16 protein-coding genes are annotated in these 16,861 nt (G+C 63.2%); 5 read left to right on the forward strand and 11 right to left on the reverse strand.

Features of this window, described 5'->3' with window-relative positions; genetic code table 11:
• Positions 1-2,289, reverse strand: coding sequence for a phosphoribosylformylglycinamidine synthase subunit PurL (purL, locus tag ACWF6P_RS06610; protein WP_452620461.1), 2,289 nt, complete (start codon positions 2,287-2,289; stop codon positions 1-3).
• A 249-nt stretch (positions 2,290-2,538) separates the two neighbouring features.
• On the opposite strand from purL, the gene ACWF6P_RS06615 reads away from it, so the two are divergent.
• A complete protein-coding gene (locus ACWF6P_RS06615) occupies positions 2,539-3,525 on the forward strand; it encodes a Dyp-type peroxidase (protein ID WP_452620462.1) in 987 nt (328 codons plus the stop codon).
• Between the two features lie 11 nt (positions 3,526-3,536).
• Here ACWF6P_RS06615 and ACWF6P_RS06620 read toward each other — a convergent pair whose 3' ends face one another.
• Both ACWF6P_RS06620 and ACWF6P_RS06625 read right to left on the reverse strand, forming a co-directional pair.
• A complete protein-coding gene (locus ACWF6P_RS06620) occupies positions 3,537-4,856 on the reverse strand; it encodes a M18 family aminopeptidase (RefSeq protein WP_452620463.1) in 1,320 nt (439 codons plus the stop codon).
• Between the two features lie 88 nt (positions 4,857-4,944).
• Positions 4,945-5,298, reverse strand: a complete 354-nt coding sequence (locus ACWF6P_RS06625; RefSeq protein WP_003939907.1) for a VOC family protein — start codon at positions 5,296-5,298, stop codon at positions 4,945-4,947.
• A 67-nt stretch (positions 5,299-5,365) separates the two neighbouring features.
• Here ACWF6P_RS06625 and ACWF6P_RS06630 point away from each other — a divergent pair, with 67 nt between their 5' ends.
• On the forward strand, positions 5,366-5,971 hold the full coding sequence (locus ACWF6P_RS06630; protein ID WP_452620464.1) for a hypothetical protein: 606 nt from the start codon (positions 5,366-5,368) through the stop codon (positions 5,969-5,971).
• A 12-nt stretch (positions 5,972-5,983) separates the two neighbouring features.
• Here the strand turns inward: ACWF6P_RS06630 and ACWF6P_RS06635 are convergent, their stop codons facing one another.
• The 3 genes from ACWF6P_RS06635 to ACWF6P_RS06645 all read right to left on the reverse strand — a co-directional run bounded on the left by ACWF6P_RS06635 (position 5,984) and on the right by ACWF6P_RS06645 (position 9,330).
• On the reverse strand, positions 5,984-6,580 hold the full coding sequence (locus tag ACWF6P_RS06635) for a CatB-related O-acetyltransferase (RefSeq protein ID WP_452620465.1): 597 nt from the start codon (positions 6,578-6,580) through the stop codon (positions 5,984-5,986).
• Positions 6,581-6,707: 127 nt separating this feature from the next.
• Positions 6,708-7,937: an acyl-CoA dehydrogenase family protein gene (locus tag ACWF6P_RS06640; protein WP_230814689.1), complete on the reverse strand. Its 1,230-nt coding sequence runs from the start codon at positions 7,935-7,937 to the stop codon at positions 6,708-6,710.
• Between the two features lie 91 nt (positions 7,938-8,028).
• Positions 8,029-9,330: an alpha/beta hydrolase gene (locus ACWF6P_RS06645; protein ID WP_452620466.1), complete on the reverse strand. Its 1,302-nt coding sequence runs from the start codon at positions 9,328-9,330 to the stop codon at positions 8,029-8,031.
• A 69-nt stretch (positions 9,331-9,399) separates the two neighbouring features.
• On the opposite strand from ACWF6P_RS06645, the gene ACWF6P_RS06650 reads away from it, so the two are divergent.
• Positions 9,400-10,011, forward strand: a complete 612-nt coding sequence (locus ACWF6P_RS06650; RefSeq protein ID WP_452620467.1) for a phosphoribosylanthranilate isomerase — start codon at positions 9,400-9,402, stop codon at positions 10,009-10,011.
• Here the strand turns inward: ACWF6P_RS06650 and ACWF6P_RS06655 are convergent.
• A complete protein-coding gene (locus ACWF6P_RS06655) occupies positions 9,999-10,910 on the reverse strand; it encodes a hypothetical protein (RefSeq protein ID WP_378629677.1) in 912 nt (303 codons plus the stop codon). The genes ACWF6P_RS06650 and ACWF6P_RS06655 overlap by 13 nt on opposite strands.
• Before the next feature lie 235 nt (positions 10,911-11,145).
• On the opposite strand from ACWF6P_RS06655, the gene ACWF6P_RS06660 reads away from it, so the two are divergent.
• Positions 11,146-11,919, forward strand: a complete 774-nt coding sequence (locus ACWF6P_RS06660) for an SDR family oxidoreductase (protein ID WP_452620468.1) — start codon at positions 11,146-11,148, stop codon at positions 11,917-11,919.
• An 18-nt stretch (positions 11,920-11,937) separates the two neighbouring features.
• Here ACWF6P_RS06660 and ACWF6P_RS06665 read toward each other — a convergent pair whose 3' ends face one another.
• Together ACWF6P_RS06665 and ACWF6P_RS06670 are read right to left on the reverse strand one after the other, a co-directional pair.
• Positions 11,938-12,369 carry a nuclear transport factor 2 family protein gene (locus tag ACWF6P_RS06665; protein WP_378629671.1) on the reverse strand — a complete coding sequence of 144 codons (432 nt, stop codon included), beginning with the start codon at positions 12,367-12,369 and terminating at the stop codon, positions 11,938-11,940.
• Positions 12,366-13,313: an alpha/beta fold hydrolase gene (locus ACWF6P_RS06670; RefSeq protein WP_452620469.1), complete on the reverse strand. Its 948-nt coding sequence runs from the start codon at positions 13,311-13,313 to the stop codon at positions 12,366-12,368. The genes ACWF6P_RS06665 and ACWF6P_RS06670 overlap by 4 nt, the downstream gene beginning before the upstream one ends.
• 111 nt (positions 13,314-13,424) lie before the next feature.
• On the opposite strand from ACWF6P_RS06670, the gene ACWF6P_RS06675 reads away from it, so the two are divergent.
• Positions 13,425-14,426 (forward strand): NADP-dependent oxidoreductase, encoded by a 1,002-nt coding sequence (locus ACWF6P_RS06675; RefSeq protein ID WP_095968655.1) that lies wholly within the window; start codon positions 13,425-13,427, stop codon positions 14,424-14,426.
• A gap of 54 nt (positions 14,427-14,480) precedes the next feature.
• Here the strand turns inward: ACWF6P_RS06675 and ACWF6P_RS06680 are convergent, their stop codons facing one another.
• Entirely contained in the window at positions 14,481-15,629 is a 1,149-nt protein-coding gene (locus tag ACWF6P_RS06680; protein WP_452620470.1) for a CaiB/BaiF CoA transferase family protein, read from the reverse strand.
• Positions 15,626-16,798, reverse strand: a complete 1,173-nt coding sequence (locus tag ACWF6P_RS06685) for an acyl-CoA dehydrogenase family protein (protein ID WP_046380332.1) — start codon at positions 16,796-16,798, stop codon at positions 15,626-15,628. The genes ACWF6P_RS06680 and ACWF6P_RS06685 overlap by 4 nt, the downstream gene beginning before the upstream one ends.
• Between the last annotated feature and the right edge of the window lie 63 nt (positions 16,799-16,861).

Genomic DNA, 16,861 nt, shown 5'->3' on the forward strand with positions numbered 1-16,861 from the left:
TCACCCGAACAGAGCGGGCAGCGTTCCCTCGAAGGCCTCACGGAGCTTGGCCATCGTGACGGAGAAGTGCCCCTGGACCTCGACGGAGTCACTGCCCTCGTCGACGACCCCGATACGCGTCCACGGCAAGCCGCGGGCGGTGCACATACCCGTGAAGCGGGTTTCTTCCGTGCGCGGAACAGCAACGAGGACGCGTCCCGACGATTCCGAGAACAGGGTGACGAACGGATCGGCGCCCTCGGGAATCAGGATCCGGCAACCGGTTTCACCGGCCAGCGCCGCTTCGACGACGGCCTGGGCCAGTCCACCCTCGGAGAGGTCGTGGGCTGCGGTGACCAGTCCGTCACGCGAGGAGGCGAGCAGGATGTCCGCGAGCAGCTGCTCACGGGCGAGGTCGACCTTCGGCGGAACGCCACCGAGATGACCGTGCTCGACCTGCGACCAGATGGAACCGTCGAACTCGTCGTGGGTGTCGCCGAGCAGGATCAGCGTCTCGCCGGGCTCGAGTCCGAGGCCCGTCGGGATGCGGCGGTGAACGTCGTCGATCACACCGAGGACGGCAACCACCGGCGTCGGCAGGATCGCCGTGGATCCGGTCTGGTTGTAGAAGCTGACGTTGCCGCCGGTGACGGGGATGCCAAGGGTGGCGCAGCCGTCGGCGAGGCCGCGAACAGCCTGCTGGAACTGCCACATGACACCCGGATCCTCGGGCGAACCGAAGTTGAGGCAGTTGGAGACGGCCTTGGGCGTTGCGCCCGTGACTGCCACGTTGCGGAAAGCCTCGGCCAATGCGAGCTGGGCACCGGTGTACGGATCGAGCGCGGTGTAGCGGCCCGAAGCGTCGGTGGACAGCGCGATTCCGCGTCCGGTCTTCTCGTCGATGCGGATGACGCCGCCGTCGGCGTTCTCGGCCAGGACGGTGTTGCCGCGGACGTAGCGGTCGTACTGCTCGGTGATCCACTTGCGGCTGCACAGAGCAGGCGAAGCGATCATCTTCAGCAGAGTTGCTTCGAGTTCTTCGTCCGTCTCGGGGCGCTTAAGCCCTGCCGTCGTGTTCGCGATCAACGCGTCCTGGCTTGCCGGGCGCTCGACGGGACGGTTGTAGACCGGGCCCTCGTGAGCGACGGTGCGCGGGGGAACGTCGACGACGGTCTCGCCGTGCCAGGAGATGGTGAGGTGCTCACCGTCGGTGACCTCGCCGATGTCGGTGGCCAGGACGTCCCACTTCTTGCAGACCTCCATGAACGCATCGACGTTCTCGGGCGTGACCACGGCGCACATGCGCTCCTGCGATTCGCTCGAGAGCACCTCGGCCGGGGTCATGCCGGTGGCGCGCATCGGAACCTTCTCGAGGTTGATGTGCATGCCGCCGTCGCCGGCTGCAGCCAGCTCGGAGGTTGCGCAGGACAGCCCGGCGCCGCCGAGGTCCTGGATGCCGACAACGAGGCCGGCCTTGTAGAGGTCGAGACAGCACTCGATGAGTACCTTCTCGGTGAACGGGTCGCCGACCTGAACCGCGGGCAGCTTCTTACGTCCGCCGGTGTCTCCACCCTCGTCGTCGAAGGTTGCCGACGCGAGGACCGAAACGCCGCCGATTCCGTCGAGACCCGTGCGTGCGCCGAACAGGATGATCTTGTTGCCCGCGCCCGAAGCGAAGGCCAGGTGCAGATCCTCGACACGCATGACGCCGGCCGCGAGGGCGTTGACCAGCGGGTTGCCTGCGTAGGACTCGTCGAAGACCGTCTCGCCGCCGATGTTCGGCAGGCCGAGGGAGTTTCCGTATCCACCGACACCACGCACGACACCGTCGACGACGCGACGAGTGTCGGGGGCGTCAGCAGCGCCGAAACGCAGCTGATCCATGACGGCGATCGGGCGCGCACCCATGGCCATGATGTCGCGGACGATGCCGCCGACGCCGGTTGCCGCACCCTGGTAGGGCTCGACGTACGACGGGTGGTTGTGGCTCTCGACCTTGAACGTGACTGCCCAGCCGTCGCCGATGTCGACGACGCCGGCGTTCTCACCGATACCGGCCAGCATGTTGGCGCGCATCTCGTCGGTGGTGGTTTTGCCGAAGTATCCGAGGTGAACCTTCGAGGACTTGTACGAGCAGTGCTCGCTCCACATCACCGAGTACATCGCCAGTTCGGCGTCCGTGGGACGGCGGCCCAGGATCTCCTTGATGCGTGCGTATTCGTCGTCCTTGAGACCGAGCTCCTTGAACGGCTGAGCGGCATCGGGATCAGCCGATGCGTGCGTGACGGTATCGACCTGGTGAGCAGACACTGGAGAGTGGTCCCTTCCCTACGGGAGTCAAGAGGCAAGCCGGCGCGGAGCGGGACACCACGAATGTGCCCAACGAAAGAACGTGCCGGGGGACAGTCTATCGGTGTGGGCCGACGACTTCCGCAGACGGCAGCACCCGCAACACCTCCGGGCCTGCGAAGTATCGCCGGTCACACCCGAACCGGTTTGGGTAATCCGGTCGGTTTTCTTAAAGTCAGCCCGGTCCACTCTCTCCTCGAAAGGCCTCGCATGCCCCAGGATGTTCGTCAGTCCGATCTCACGGCGCAGTCCCAGTCGGTGACCACTCCCCTCACTCCGGCTGCAATTTTCCTGGTCGCGACCGTAAATCCGGGTGGCGAGAACACCACAAGAGAACTACTCGCCGACGTCGCGGGTCTGCAGCGCGCCGTGGGGCTGCGCGTCCCCGGATCAGGTTTGGATGTGGTGACAAGCATCGGATCGTCGGCCTGGGATCGACTGTTCGCCGGTCCGCGCCCTGCCCTACTGCACCCGTTCACCGCTCTACAGGGTGACGTTCACTCGGCGCCGTCGACTCCCGGCGATCTGCTCTTCCACATCCGCGCGATGAGCATGGACGCGTGTTTCGAGGTCGCTCGGCAGATCACGAAGCGACTGCACGGCGCGGTCACCGTCGTCGACGAAGTTCACGGCTTCCAGTACTTCGAGAACCGCGACCTCATCGGCTTCGTCGACGGCACCGAGAATCCGGTGGGCCGCGACGCCGTCGCCGCGGTGACTGTCGGCGGCGAGGATCCCGAGTTCGCAGGCGGCAGCTACGTCCACATCCAGCGCTACATCCACAAGATGCGGGACTGGGAAGCAATCACCGTCGACGAGCAGGAGCGTGTGATCGGGCGCAGCAAGCTCGAGGACATCGAGATGACGTCCGAAGTGAAGCCGGCCAACTCGCACGTAGCCCTCAACGCGATCAAGGACGAGAACGGCAAGGCTCTCGAGATCCTGCGCGCCAACATGCCGTACGGACGCCTCGGCGACGACGCGCTCGGCACCTTCTTCATCGGCTACTGCCGCACGCCGGCGATCACCGAACGGATGCTCGAGAACATGTTTCTCGGCAACCCTCGCGGCAATTACGACCGTCTGCTCGACTTCTCGACGGCCGTGACGGGCTCGATGTTCTTCACACCGAGCGCCGACTTCTTCGAGAATCTACCGGCTGCGCCCTCTACGCCCGCTGGGCTCCCGGCACTTTAACTACGCGCCCGCTAACTACGCGGCGTGAGGAAGGCGCCAAGCGCGTCGGCATACATGCGGACATCCGCCGATCCCATCAGCTCGCGCGCCGAGTGCATCGCGAGCTGAGGCGCGCCGACGTCGACGGTGGACAGTCCGGTGCGTGATGCCGTGATCGGTCCGATGGTGGAGCCGCACGGCAGATCGGCGCGGTGGACGTAGCGCTGCATCGGCACTCCTGCCTGATCGCAGGCGAGCGCGAATTCGCCTGCACCGGCTGCGTCGGTGGCGTATCGCAAGTTCTGGTTCACCTTGAGTACCGGCCCACCGTTGATCTCGATCCGATGAGCGGGCTCGTGGCGGTCCGGATAGTTGGGGTGCGTGGCGTGCGCCATGTCGCCCGACGCGCATACCGAGCCGGCCATCGCCTGCAGGAATTCTTCGCGGCCGCCACCGCGTCCCAACACGATCCGCTCGAGCACGGTGTTGAGCAGGTCCGAGAAAGCTCCGCGATCGGACATGCTGCCGACCTCTTCGTGATCGAAGAGTGCGAGCACCGGAACCTGCTGCCCCGGCGACTCGGCCGCGGCCAGAAGTGCTTGTGTCCCTGCATAACACGTGCCCTGGTTGTCGAGCCGAGGGGCGCTGACCAATTCCTTGTCCACCCCCACCACTGCGCTGGGCGCGAGGTCGTGTGTCATCAACTCCCAGCCGAGAACCGACGACGCGGCCACACCGGCACGCTCGGCGACAAAACCGATGAAAGACTTGGGCTTCGAACCCACTCCCCAGATTCCGTTGACGTGCCGCTGCGGATCCAGCGTCACGCCCTTGCGATCTTCGGACAGGTGGATAGCCAGTTGCGGAACACGAAGAATCGGGTCGTCAATGCGAACCAGCTTCTGCTCCACAGTGTTTCCCACCCGGACACTCAATCGTCCGGAGATACCGAGATCGCGGTCGAGCCACGAGTTCAGCCACGCACCGCCATACGGTTCGAGGCCCACCATCTGCCACCCGGCCGAAGTGAGGTCGGGATGCTGTTTGACCCGCAGGTTCGGGCTGTCGGTATGACCTCCGACAATCCGGAACGGCGCGGTACTTCCGACGCCCTCGGTGCTCCAGGCGATCAGCGAACCGCCTCGCACTAGGAAGTACCGTCCGGGCTCGGCGGGCCACGACTGCGTTTCGTGGACTTCGACGAACCCGCCGGCCGTCAGCTCGGTCGCCACCGTCGCGCACACATGGAACGGCGACGGTGACGAATCGACGAAGCTGCACAAGCCGTCTGCGTCGGCCCCGGTCAGAGAAGCCGCCCCGGCCTGAGACGTCCGAGAAGTCTGAGAAGTCATGCCCCTCATCATGCCCGAACAGGTGTCCGCGATATCAGCGGGCGCGAATTCAGTGGGCGCGAATCAAGCGGGCACAGGACTGGTCAGCTCAGGCGTGCGGACCGGACACGCAGAACTGGTTTCCATCAGGATCGAGGAGCGTCACCCAGCGGAAACCGTCCATGTTCTCGCGGTGGTGTTCGGTTGCTCCGGCCTCGACGAGTCGCGCCACCTCGGCGTCGAGATCCGGACTTCCCAGATCGAGATGGATGCGATTCTTCCCTGCCGTGGGATCCGGGACCTTCTGGAAAGCGAAGTTGGTGGCGCTGTCCGGGACCGAGACGATGTAGAACCAACCGTCGTTTTCCTCGACGATGTTTCCGCCCAACTGCGCTGCCCACCACGTTGCGAGCGGACCGGGATCGAGACTGTCGAAGGTGATCATGCCGAGTGTGAGAGTCATGCGCACACGCTAATGGAAGCCACCGACAAAGACTCTCGATCTCGGGCTGAGATGAGACGATCCTCGAATGCGACTCACGACGCTTCGCAACCGTGTTGCGGAACCACTCTTCGCCGTTTTCATCGCGACCGGATTACTCCTGAGCGTCCTCGGAGTGCTCGCCTGGCGATTTGCCACGCCATCTCTGCGAACAGAGCATATCGGCATCCAACCTCCGCCACCGCCGCCGGCGGAGGACGGCAAGACCGGATACATGTGGGTTGTCGAAGGCTACAGCTACGTCGACGCCCCTCATTGGTTCCCCGCAACTGCGTGGTTCCTGATTGTCGGAACGGCTGTCGCCATTGCCGTGTCGGCGACACTTAACGCGACGGGATGGCACCTGTCCCGCGACGCAGGTGGGAGAAAATTTGTTCTTCCGCTTGCACTTTCGATCTTCGGAGCGGCCTACGGACTTGCGGTCGCCGTTGTCGGAAGAATCTGGCCGCCCACCTTCTATTCGGTGGTCCTTCCTGAACCTCGTGACCCGCAGAACCCTTACCCGGCATCGGCCATCATCCACTTCGACCTCGAACCGAACCCGATCACCTTCACAGCCACAGGTCTTGCTGTCGGTCTTGTCGCCGCCACTCTGCTTCACGTCCGAAACTACTCGCTCACACGAACGAACTAGCGGGCGAGGACATCAGTCGACCGCTTCGAGTTCCGCGACACTCCCGTCCGAGATCACCCGGACGTGGCGGGTGATCTTCTCGATCGGCCAGTCCCACCACGCAATTCGCACCAACTTCTCGATGTCTTCAGCACTGAAGCGGCGCTTGATCTCCGTTGCCGGGTTGCCGCCGACAATTGCGTAGTCCGGGACGTCGCGCGTCACGACAGCGCCAGTGGACACGATCGCCCCGTGACCGATCCGAACACCGGGCATGACTGTCACGTTCCCACCGAACCACACGTCGTTCCCGACGACGGTGTCACCACGCGACGGCAGATCCTGCACCAGATCCATGTGCCTGGCCCAATCGCCGCCCATGATCGGGAACGGGTAGGTGGAGACACCGTTCATACGATGATTTGCACCGTTCATGATGAAGGTGACGCCGGTTGCCAGCGCGCAGAACTTTCCGATCACCAGCTTGTCGGGACCGTAGTGGTGCAACACGTTTCGAGTCTCGAACTCTTCGGCGAACTCCGGATCGTCGTAGTAGGTGTACTCCCCTACCTCGATCAACGGGTTGTCGATCAACGGCCTCAGCAACACCACTCGCGGTTGCCCGGCCATCGGATGAACATTTGTGGGATCTGGCGCGTTCACTGCTTACTCCGATCCGTCGGCGCGGTGTCGCCGACCGCAGCAAGACTATCCGGTTCCTGCTGCGGTCGACCGACACGCGAAAACGTGCCGGTCGTCAGCCCAGAAGCCCCTTGGCAATATGGGTGACCTGAATTTCGTTGCTGCCCGCATAGATCATGAGCGACTTGGCATCACGCGCCAACTGCTCCACTCGGTACTCGGCCATGTAGCCGTTTCCACCGAACAGTTGCACGGCTTCCATCGCAACTTCGGTCGCTGCGCGCGAGGAGTACAGCTTCATCGCCGACGCCTCCGCCAGGCTCACCTTGTCTCCGGCCGCGGTGCGTTCGATCGCGTTGAAGACCATGTTCTGCACGTTGATTCGAGCGACCTCCATCTCGGCCAGCTTGAGCTGGATGAGCTGGAACTGCCCGATCTCGCGTCCCCACAGTTTGCGGGACTTCGCGTATTCGATACTCAGACGATGACATTCGTTGATGATGCCGAGCGAGAGGGACGCGATGCCGATGCGTTCGGCGGCGAAGCTCTCCTTTGCACTGGACTTTCCGTCCGACTTTCCGCTGTCCTCGGTTTCGCCGAGCAGGCGGTCCTTGGTGATGCGGACGTTGTCGAAGAACAGCTCACCGGTCGGTGAGGAGTTCATACCCATCTTCTTGAACGGCGGGCTCTGCGTGAGCCCCTCCATGCCCTTGTCGAGGATGAAGGCGAGCACCTTGCGATCGCGGCGATCAACCGACGCGTCGCCCTCGTCGAGCTTTGCGTAGACGATCATCACGTCGGCGTACGGACCGTTGGTGATGAAGGTCTTGTTGCCGTTGAGGATGTAGTCGTCACCATCGCGGCGCACGTAGGACTTCATGCCGCCGAAGGCATCCGAGCCCGAATCCGGTTCGGTGATCGCCCAGGCGCCGACGGTTTCGAAAGTCACCAGGCCGGGGAGCCAGCGTTCCTTCTGTGCGAGTGTGCCGCGGCTGCGGATGGTTCCGGCGGCCAATCCGAGGCTGACGCCCAACGACGCGACGAGACCGAGGCTGACTCCGGCCAATTCACTGTTGAGCACAACGCCCATGCTGCCTGCGCCGCTGAATGCACTCGACTTCTCACCGTCACTGGAGGGTGCATCGCCACGCTCACGTGCCAGCGACTTCTCGAGACCCTCGCGTGCCATGTCGGCCAGACCGAAGGTCGAGTACAGCTTGCGGATGATGTCGAACGGCGGCAGCGCACCACTTTCGAGCTCGTCGACGTGAGGTCGCACCTCTTTGTCGATAAAGCCCCGCAAGGCGTCGCGGAACATCAGGTCGGTGTCGGACCACTCGTACATGTGCCTGAACTCCAGTCGGTGAACGATCGGGAGACTGCCGAACGACAGCCACACACCGAATATAGAACACGTTCCAAAACCGGAACAGGATTCAGCTGATCAGTCCCATTCGCTGCGAGATCCACACCAGTTCCTGTTCGACGCCCGCGGACCACACCGAAAAGCTGTGACCACCGGGAAGCTCGAGATACCTGGCGTCCATTCCGGCCGCTTTGGCCGCTTCGTACACCTTTTGCTGGCCGGGCTTGAACTCGTTGTCATCCGTTCCGACCACAAACACTCCGCCCGAGTTCGGGAACTTCCGCGTCGCCAGGAGATCCATCGGATTCACCTTCACGAACGCTGCCTCGTCGCCGCCGAATATCTCGTCGACGGTCCGCGCTCGGTCACCGAGCGAAGGCTCCAACTGACCGGACAGATCGAGGAACGTCGGGTACACGTCGGGATAGTTGGTCGCCATCTGTAGTGAACAGGTACCGCCGTAGGAGAGCCCGCCGATGGCCCACGCTCTCGGATTCGTGTCGATCTGGAACGCACTCGCCACTGCCGCGGGCAAATCCTTTGCCAGATACGTGCCGACCTTGCCCTGCGAAGAGTCGGTGCACAACGGATTGGCCATCTGCGAACCCGTTCCGTCGGCGATCACGACGACCGGAGCCAGCCCGGCATGATCGCGCGCGAAAGAATCCATTGTCGCGGTCAGCTTTCCGCCTTGAAGCCAGTCCTCGGGCTTGCCAGGCTGGCCGGCCATCAGCACCAGTACGGGAAGAAGCGGACGCGGATTAGTGAAGTACGACGGCGGCAGATACACCTGAGCGTCACGCGCGGAGAATCCCGAAATCGTTCCGGGGACCGGCAACGTCGTGACTCGTCCGCGAATCGGCATGCCTTCGGGCGCTTTCCACACCGTGTCGGTGGGGTCGCCGGTGACAACAGGATCCGTCGGACCGGGAACTTCACTGAGTGAAATGCGGTCGAAATCGTCGTGGCCGAACGCAATTCCCACAGTCGGGTAGGCGGCAAAGACCAGATTGATCTGGGTCGCGGCGGTGACGATGACCAGCACTGTCGCAACCACGGACAGCACCGCCTTCGCGACGGTTCCGCCCGCCTTGATTCGCGGCCCGAGAAGTAGCAGCGCGTAGATACCGAGACCGATCCACACGTAGATCGACATCGCGATGGGATCGGGGAACGGCACGATCACCTTTTCGACGGTAATCCACACGGCGATCATGATCACCAGTGCGATCAGCCCCGCAATCGGCACCGCTCGGCGGTAGTACCACCGCACGTTCGAACCGAGCAGCCACACACCACCCAGGACCCCAAGGACAGTCAGGATCACCGGCAGCGGTCCCGAGATCAAACTGATTCGGTAGAGCCAGTCCACGTCAAGCCTCTCGCGCGTAGAAATGTCGCACGCTCGAGGCTAGACGACGACGCTAGTACTCTGGATCAGGTGACATTCATCAAGGTCTGTGGCCTACGCGACGTTGACACGGTCGACTTCACGGTGGGATTGGGCGTCGACGCCATCGGTTTCGTCTTCGCCGAGAGCGTCCGCAAAGTCGACCCCGCTCTCGCAGTCGAACTACTCGCGCGGGTCCCCGCCCATATCCGGGCAATCGGAGTCTTTCTCGGTAACCCGATCGATCAGATCCTCGAGATCGCCGAGGGCACCGGGCTTCGCACCGTGCAGATTCACGATCTTGTAAACGCCGAGCAAGTGCAGCGGCTGCACGACGCCGGCCTCACCGTGATCCGTGCAGTCGTCTCCAGCAACGTCCGCGACGGTTACAACCTCGACCTCGGTGAGGACGAACTCTTGATCGACGGCGCAGACGCCGGATCCGGGGTGCCGTGGGACTGGGCCCAACAGCAATCGCGCCCGCAAGGCCAGTGGATCCTGGCGGGCGGACTGTCCCCGGACAACGTGCGCGACGCATTGGATGCCACCGGCGCCTGGGGCGTCGACGTCTCCAGCGGCGTCGAATCGTCCCGCGGCGTCAAGGACCACGCTTTGATCGAGAAGTTCGTGAGCGCTGTCCGGCAGACCGATCACTCGAAGTAGGACGCGTAGTCACTGAACGCGACTTGGCCGGTGGGACTCGCCTTCACCGCGTCGGCAACGGCAGGCGGAATGGGAGCCCAGTGTGCAGGCATCGCTGCCGCCAGTGCGGGCTTCAAGATGTAGAGCAGAGCGAAGTTCACTATCCAGAGCGGCGGCGCCATCGACATGCCGACTTCCGAACTCACATCGCCTTTGGTGTTGGTCACCAGCTGCGCTTCACCCGAAATCTGTTGCGCTGCAAATCCGTAGACCGCTTGCACCGTGTATGCCGACTGATAGAGCGCAATCAGAGAGTGCGTCGCACCGTTGTTGCGTAACCAAGTGCCGACAAAACCGCCGGGAGCGATCAGCGTATTCACCTGCCGCGTCGGCGCATCCGCGTTGGCGGGACTCTCCAACAATCCGTCGGGGTTCACGTACAACCCGTAACTGGCCAGAGCCGACGGCGTAGTGCCGGAGTAGAGAGGGCGCCCGTTCGTATTGGTCAATATTCGGGCGCATTCGTCGATCACCTCGGCGTCCTCGCGATTGCCCCCGACCCCACCGCCGGAGATGAGATCGCGATACTGCTCCTCGGACAAAGTGTCGGCTGGTTCGAGTCCGATCTGCGCGGCAATCTCGTCCGCTACCGGTTGCCCCAGCGGCTGGTTGAGCTGATCCGGACTGGTCAGCTGTGTGGGCGCGACGATCTCGTAGCCAGGTGCCCCGGCAAAGGGGATCACGAACCCGGTATCGACAGTCTCCGCAACAGGTTGAGCGCCGGCCGTCTGAGTCATGGCAAACGAAAGTACGCACACCCCAACCAAAGCCAGTACCGGGATGGTCCCCCGGTGCGACCGTGCCCCACGTCTACAGCCCTCGCCTGAGAAAGCCTTGCCTGCAATTCCCTTGCCGCGCATAGGTCAACCTCCCGGGACACAGTCCGGCGAATCAACTCGAGCTTGCATCTCAGTCAAACGCTGTGAACAGCGCCGTGTCAAGACTCTTGCCAGGTCGAGGGGCCGACGGCACCCGCTCGCCCGATACAGTGATCCTTCCAACTGAAGTGACCTCACCCGCGATTGACCGCTCGAGTTGTGCGCGTCAGTTGCAGGAAGTCCCGCGTCAGTTACACGAAGTTTCTGGAGGCGAGCAGTGTCTGACAAGCGCGGAACCGTGTTGATCACCGGCGTCGGCCGGAGCAAGTCGATCGGAGCAGGCCTTGCATTGGGTCTCGCCGAGGATGGTTGGGATCTGACGATCGGCTACTGGGAGCCTTACGACGAACGCGTCGGGTTCGTCCGCGGAGCGCACGATCCGCAGGACATTGCAGAGAAGTGTCGCGCACTCGGGAGCCGTGTCGACCTGATTCCCGGAGATCTGGCCTCGCCGGACGCTGCCGATCAGCTCGTTGACGCTGCCGCAGCGCGAAGCGACCTTCGTGGGCTGGTGCTCTCGCATTGCGAAAGCGTCGACAGCTCGATCCTCGACACCACGATCGAGAGCTGGGAACGACATTTCGCCGTCAACGCCCGCGCCTCTTGGCTGCTGATCAAAGCGTTCGCCGAACGACTTCCGCAACAGCACGATGCCAGTCAGGTGACCGGGCGGATCATCGCGCTCACCAGCGACCATGCGGCCCACAATCTCCCGTACGGGGCCAGCAAGGGCGCGCTCGACCGCATCGTCATCGCAGCCGCAGTCGAACTCGGATCACGTGGCGTAAGAGCAAACGTCATCAACCCAGGACCGATCGACACAGGGTGGATGACACCGGAGATCAGACAGGCCGCCACCCTCCAGACCCCTGCCGGCCGGCTGGGTACTCCCGGCGACACTGCAGACCTCGTTCGGTTTCTGATGTCCGACGCCGGAAGCTGGATTACGGGACAACTCCTTCACTCCAACGGCGGATTCAGTACGAACTGAGCCCTGGCCGGACTCGGTTCAGGCTTTGTAGGTCGGCAGCGTCTGCCCGAGCCTCTTGCCCATCTCGGCAGCCAATGCGGCGAGCCCGCTGGCCGGACGCACCATGACCTCGAAATCGACGATCTTGCCGTCCTCGTCGAATTCGACCATGTCGATTCCCTTGAGGCTCTTGTCGCCGATGTTCGCACTGAATTCGAGCACGACCTGCCGACCGTTGGCTCCGGCGAACTGCCGGTGGTACTCGAAGTTCTCGAAGACCTGGATCACCGTATTGAGAATGAGCACAACGGCATCCGCAGACTGGTACGGCTTGAACCCGGTGGGCGACCGGAACTGCGCGTCGGGCGCGACGATGGTCGGCAGCTCCGACAGGTCACCGGTTTCGATCATGGTGTGCCACAACTGCAGGGCTGCTTCGACTTTCGGTTCGAGCGTCAATACCGTGCTCATGCTTCTACCCTTTCTTCGGCGTTACCTGCCACTTGATTTACGGGCACTTGCTGTGCGGGCACTTGATTTGCGACGGCCCACGCACTCAACACAGTTCGCACCCCGGTCACGAGTTGCAACGGCTGATCGATCATGACGTGATGTCCGGCTTCGGGAATCTCCGCCACGATGGCCTCCTGTCCGAACAACCCGCGCATGTGTTCCATGAGTCGGTCGGACACAATTCCGTTCTCGGCCCGGAAATATGCTACGCGGCAACGTGGTTCACTGCTCAGAACATCTTCGGCGCCGACACGGAGAAAGAAGTTCGGATCGAACTTCCACGACCAACCGCCCTCGACTTCCTCCATCGACGTGGCTGCCACATGGTCACGCACCGCAGGCAGACCCGAATCCTGCGGCGGAACGAAGCGGAACCGGCCCATCGCGTCCTCCCTGGTGGGATAAACCTTCTTGGGGCCGAACGCATTCTGGCGTCGAGCTGCCTCCTCTTCGGGCGTACGCGCCTTGAGCGGAGAATCGATGATGACAACGCCATCCAACAGCTCGCCGTGCAGATGTGAGGCCACGAAAGAAACAATCCCACCCATGCTGTGCCCCACCAGAATCGGCTTGCCGTCGATTCCCCCGGCCTCGGCCGCCGCCAGCACCTCCCGAGCCCACTGGGACATCGCGTAGGCGTCGCGAGTGTCACTGTCGCCGTGGCCCGTCAGGTCCAGGGCAACGACGCGCCGCCCATCAGCCAATTGCGGGGCGATGTGGTCCCACCACCTGCTGTGGGCCGCACCGCCGTGGATCAGCACGATTCCCGGCCCCGCCGACCCGGCCGACCCCCAAGCCCGAAAGTGCACCGCAGCGCCCTCGACCTCCACCGAACCGGTCTCGACCGGCGCTTCCAGCGCCCGGGTGAACCAACCAGGCGCGTCTTCGACCACATTGCTCATCGATCGAACATACATAGTCGCCAATCGGTTCATCCAACTCTTCCCAGTTCGTGATCCATCACCTATATTGAATCCGGCCTCAAGTTCAATTCGTTTCGCCGAAGGGGAGAGATGACCAACCGCCAAGTACGCCTCGCCGCCCGCCCGACAGGACTTCCGGACGCTTCCACCTGGGAATATGTCGATGCCGAGATCCCGTCCGCCGGACCGGGCGAGTTTGTCGTCAAGGTCGAGTACCTCTCCCTCGACCCCGCGATGCGCGGTTGGCTCAACGACGTCAAGTCCTACGTTCCCCCGGTCAAACTCGGCTCCGTCATGCGCGCCCACGGCGTCGGACGCATCACCGAATCGCAACACCCCGATTACCAGGTCGGTGACATCGTCGCCGGATCGTTCGGCGCTTCCGAATACGGCGTTTCCGACGGCACCGATGTCACGCGGGTGGACGAATCGATCGCTCCCCTACCGACTTGGCTCGGCGCTCTCGGATTCCCCGGCGTCACCGCATATTTCGGACTGCTCGACGTCGGAAAGCTGAAGGACGGTGACACCGTCGTAGTATCCGGCGCGGCAGGCGCCGTCGGCAGCCTCGTCGGCCAGATCGCAAAGATCCACGGCTGCAAGGTCATCGGCATCGCCGGTGGTCCGGAGAAGTGCGCGTGGCTCACCGAAGACCTCGGCTTCGATGTTGCCATCGACTACAAGAACGAATCCGTCTACAAGGCACTCAAGTCCAATGCACCCGACGGTATCGACGTGTACTTCGACAACGTCGGCGGTGAGATTCTCGACGCAGCATTGTCCCGCCTGCGTCTCGGTGCTCGGGTCGTCATCTGCGGCGCCATCGCGGGCTACAACGCCACCGAGCCTCAGCCCGGCCCCGCGCACTATCTGTCACTTCTCGTCAACCGGGCCACGATGGCCGGCTTTGTGGTCTTCGACTACCTCGATCGCTATGCAGAAGCGCAGGAGCAGATCGGAAAGTGGATCAAGAGTGGCGAATTGACTGCTCGCGAGCACGTCGTCGACGGCGGTATCGACGCGTTCGGCGACAGCCTCAATCTTCTCTTCGCCGGCGCGAACACCGGAAAGCTGGTCCTGAAGGTCAGCTGAGTCAGACACACATGCAGATCGGCCACCGGTGTTCCGGTGGCCGATTCGCGTGCGTCAACCAACGCCCGACGGGGTGGGAACGCTGTCCTCACCCAACCGCGGCGGGGCCGACCGATAGGTTGCCGGAGTGCCGCTCAACCGAATCGGATTGGCTACCTGCCGAGTCGGTGCATCGCGACGCGGATCGTCGATGGTCACCACCGGATCGAGATCCAGCCGCTCCGCCAGTGCAATCGCGTCGGCTATGTCGTTGAGGGGCCCGCACGGGACTCCGCGCTCGGTCAGCGCCTCGAACCACGAGTCTGCTGTGCCCTTGGCCAACGCAGCCGTGACGGCGTCGAACAACTCTTCTCGATGCGCGACCCGATCCCGATTCGAGATGAACCGTACATCCGCGGCAAGTTCGGGAACTCCGAGAACCTCTACCAACGAACCGAATTGGCGATCGTTGCCGACAGCGAGAACCAGCGGGCGGTCGGCGGTCTCGAACACCTCGTAGGGCGCGATACTCGGATGCCGATTGCCCATGGCCGCCGGCACCACACCCGCGGCCACGTAGCCGGAGGACTGGTTGGCCAGCGCGGACAGCAACGAGGACAACAGGTTGACCTCGACGTGCTGCCCTTCGCCCGTTCGATCGCGGTGGCGCAGCGCTGCAAGGATTCCCACGCTGGCATGCAAGCCGGTGATGACGTCGACCACCGCGACACCGACCTTGGTGGGTGTCTTGGAATCGGGACCCGTGATACTCATCAATCCGCCGACCGCCTGAATCAACAGGTCGTACCCCGGCAGAGAATTGTTGCCACCGAAGCCGCTGATCGAGCAGTAGACCGCACGCGGATTCATTTCTCGGACAGCGTCGTAGCCCAGACCCAGACGGTCCATCGTTCCCGGCAGGAAGTTCTGCACCACTACGTCCGCATTGCGAACCAGTTCGCGTGCACTCTCGAGATCCGCGTTCTCGCGCAGGTCCAGGGTGACCGACTTCTTGTTGCGGTTCACCGACAGGAAGTAACTCGACTCGTCACCGACCCACGGCGGACCCCAGCTGCGAGTATCGTCGCCGACACCCGGCCGCTCGATCTTGACGACCTCCGCGCCGAGATCGGCAAGAATCATCGTGGCGTACGGACCGGCGAGGACGCGGCCGAAATCCGCGATCACCAACCCGTCGAGCGCTCCGACAGCGTCTACCGTCACCGGAACGCTTCTTCACCGGTGAGAGCGCGACCGATCACCAGCTGGTGAACCTCGGAGGTGCCCTCGTAGGTGAGGACGGATTCGAGGTTGTTGGCGTGTCGAATCACGGGGTACTCGAGCGTGATGCCGTTGGCGCCCAAAATGGTTCGGCATTCACGTGCGATCTTGATGGCCTCGCGGACGTTGTTGAGCTTGCCGGTGCTGACCTGCTCGGGACGAACCGTTCCGGCGTCCTTGAGACGTCCGAGGTGGATTGCGAGCAATTGCCCCTTGCCCAATTCGACTGCCATGTCGGCAATCTTGGCCTGGGTGATCTGGTACGCGGCGAGCGACTTGTCGAAGACCTTGCGATCACGCGCGTACGAGATCGCGGTCTCGAGGCAGTCACGTGCTGCACCCATCGCGCCGAAGATGATGCCGAAGCGTGCCTCGTTGAGGCAGCCGAGCGGGCCGGACAGTCCGCGAGCCTTGGGCAGCATCGCCGAGGCAGGCAGACGCACGTCTTCGAGCACCAGTTCCGAGGTGACCGACGCCCGGAGCGACATCTTGTTCTTGATCTCGGGGGCGGAGAATCCCGGAGTGTCGGTGGGAACGACAAATCCGCGCACGCCGTCGTCGGTTCGAGCCCAGACCACGGCGACGTCCGCGATGGAGCCGTTGGTGATCCACATCTTGGTGCCGTTGAGGATCCAGTCGTCGCCGTCGCGCTTGGCGTTGGTTCGCATACCGCCGGGGTTGGATCCGAAATCGGGTTCCGTGAGACCGAAGCAGCCGATGGCTTCACCCGCCGCCATCCGCGGGAGCCATTCTTCCTTCTGCTCTTCACTTCCGTTGTGGTGGATCGCGAACATGGCGAGCGAGCCCTGGACCGAGACGAGGCTGCGAATGCCCGAATCGACAGCTTCCAGTTCCTGGCAGGCCAACCCGTACGCCGTCGCGCTCATCCCGGCACAGCCGTAGCCCTCGAGGTGCATCCCCAGTACGCCGAGCGCGCCCAGCTCCTTGGCCAGCTCACGAGCCGGCAATGCTGCCGCCTCGAACCATTCGCCGATGTGCGGGCGAATGCGATCGTCGACCATCTTGCGGACCGTGTCGCGGATCGCGATCTCTTCGGCGTCCAGCAGGGTGTCGATGGCAAAAAGCTCGGACAGGGACTGCGGCGTGGTCACGGGGCCTCCAGTGTTCTCGGGCGCAATCCTTTGCGAGAACGATTGCGCAATCGTTTGCATCGC

This window comes from Rhodococcus sp. NPDC055024 (assembly GCF_053608585.1).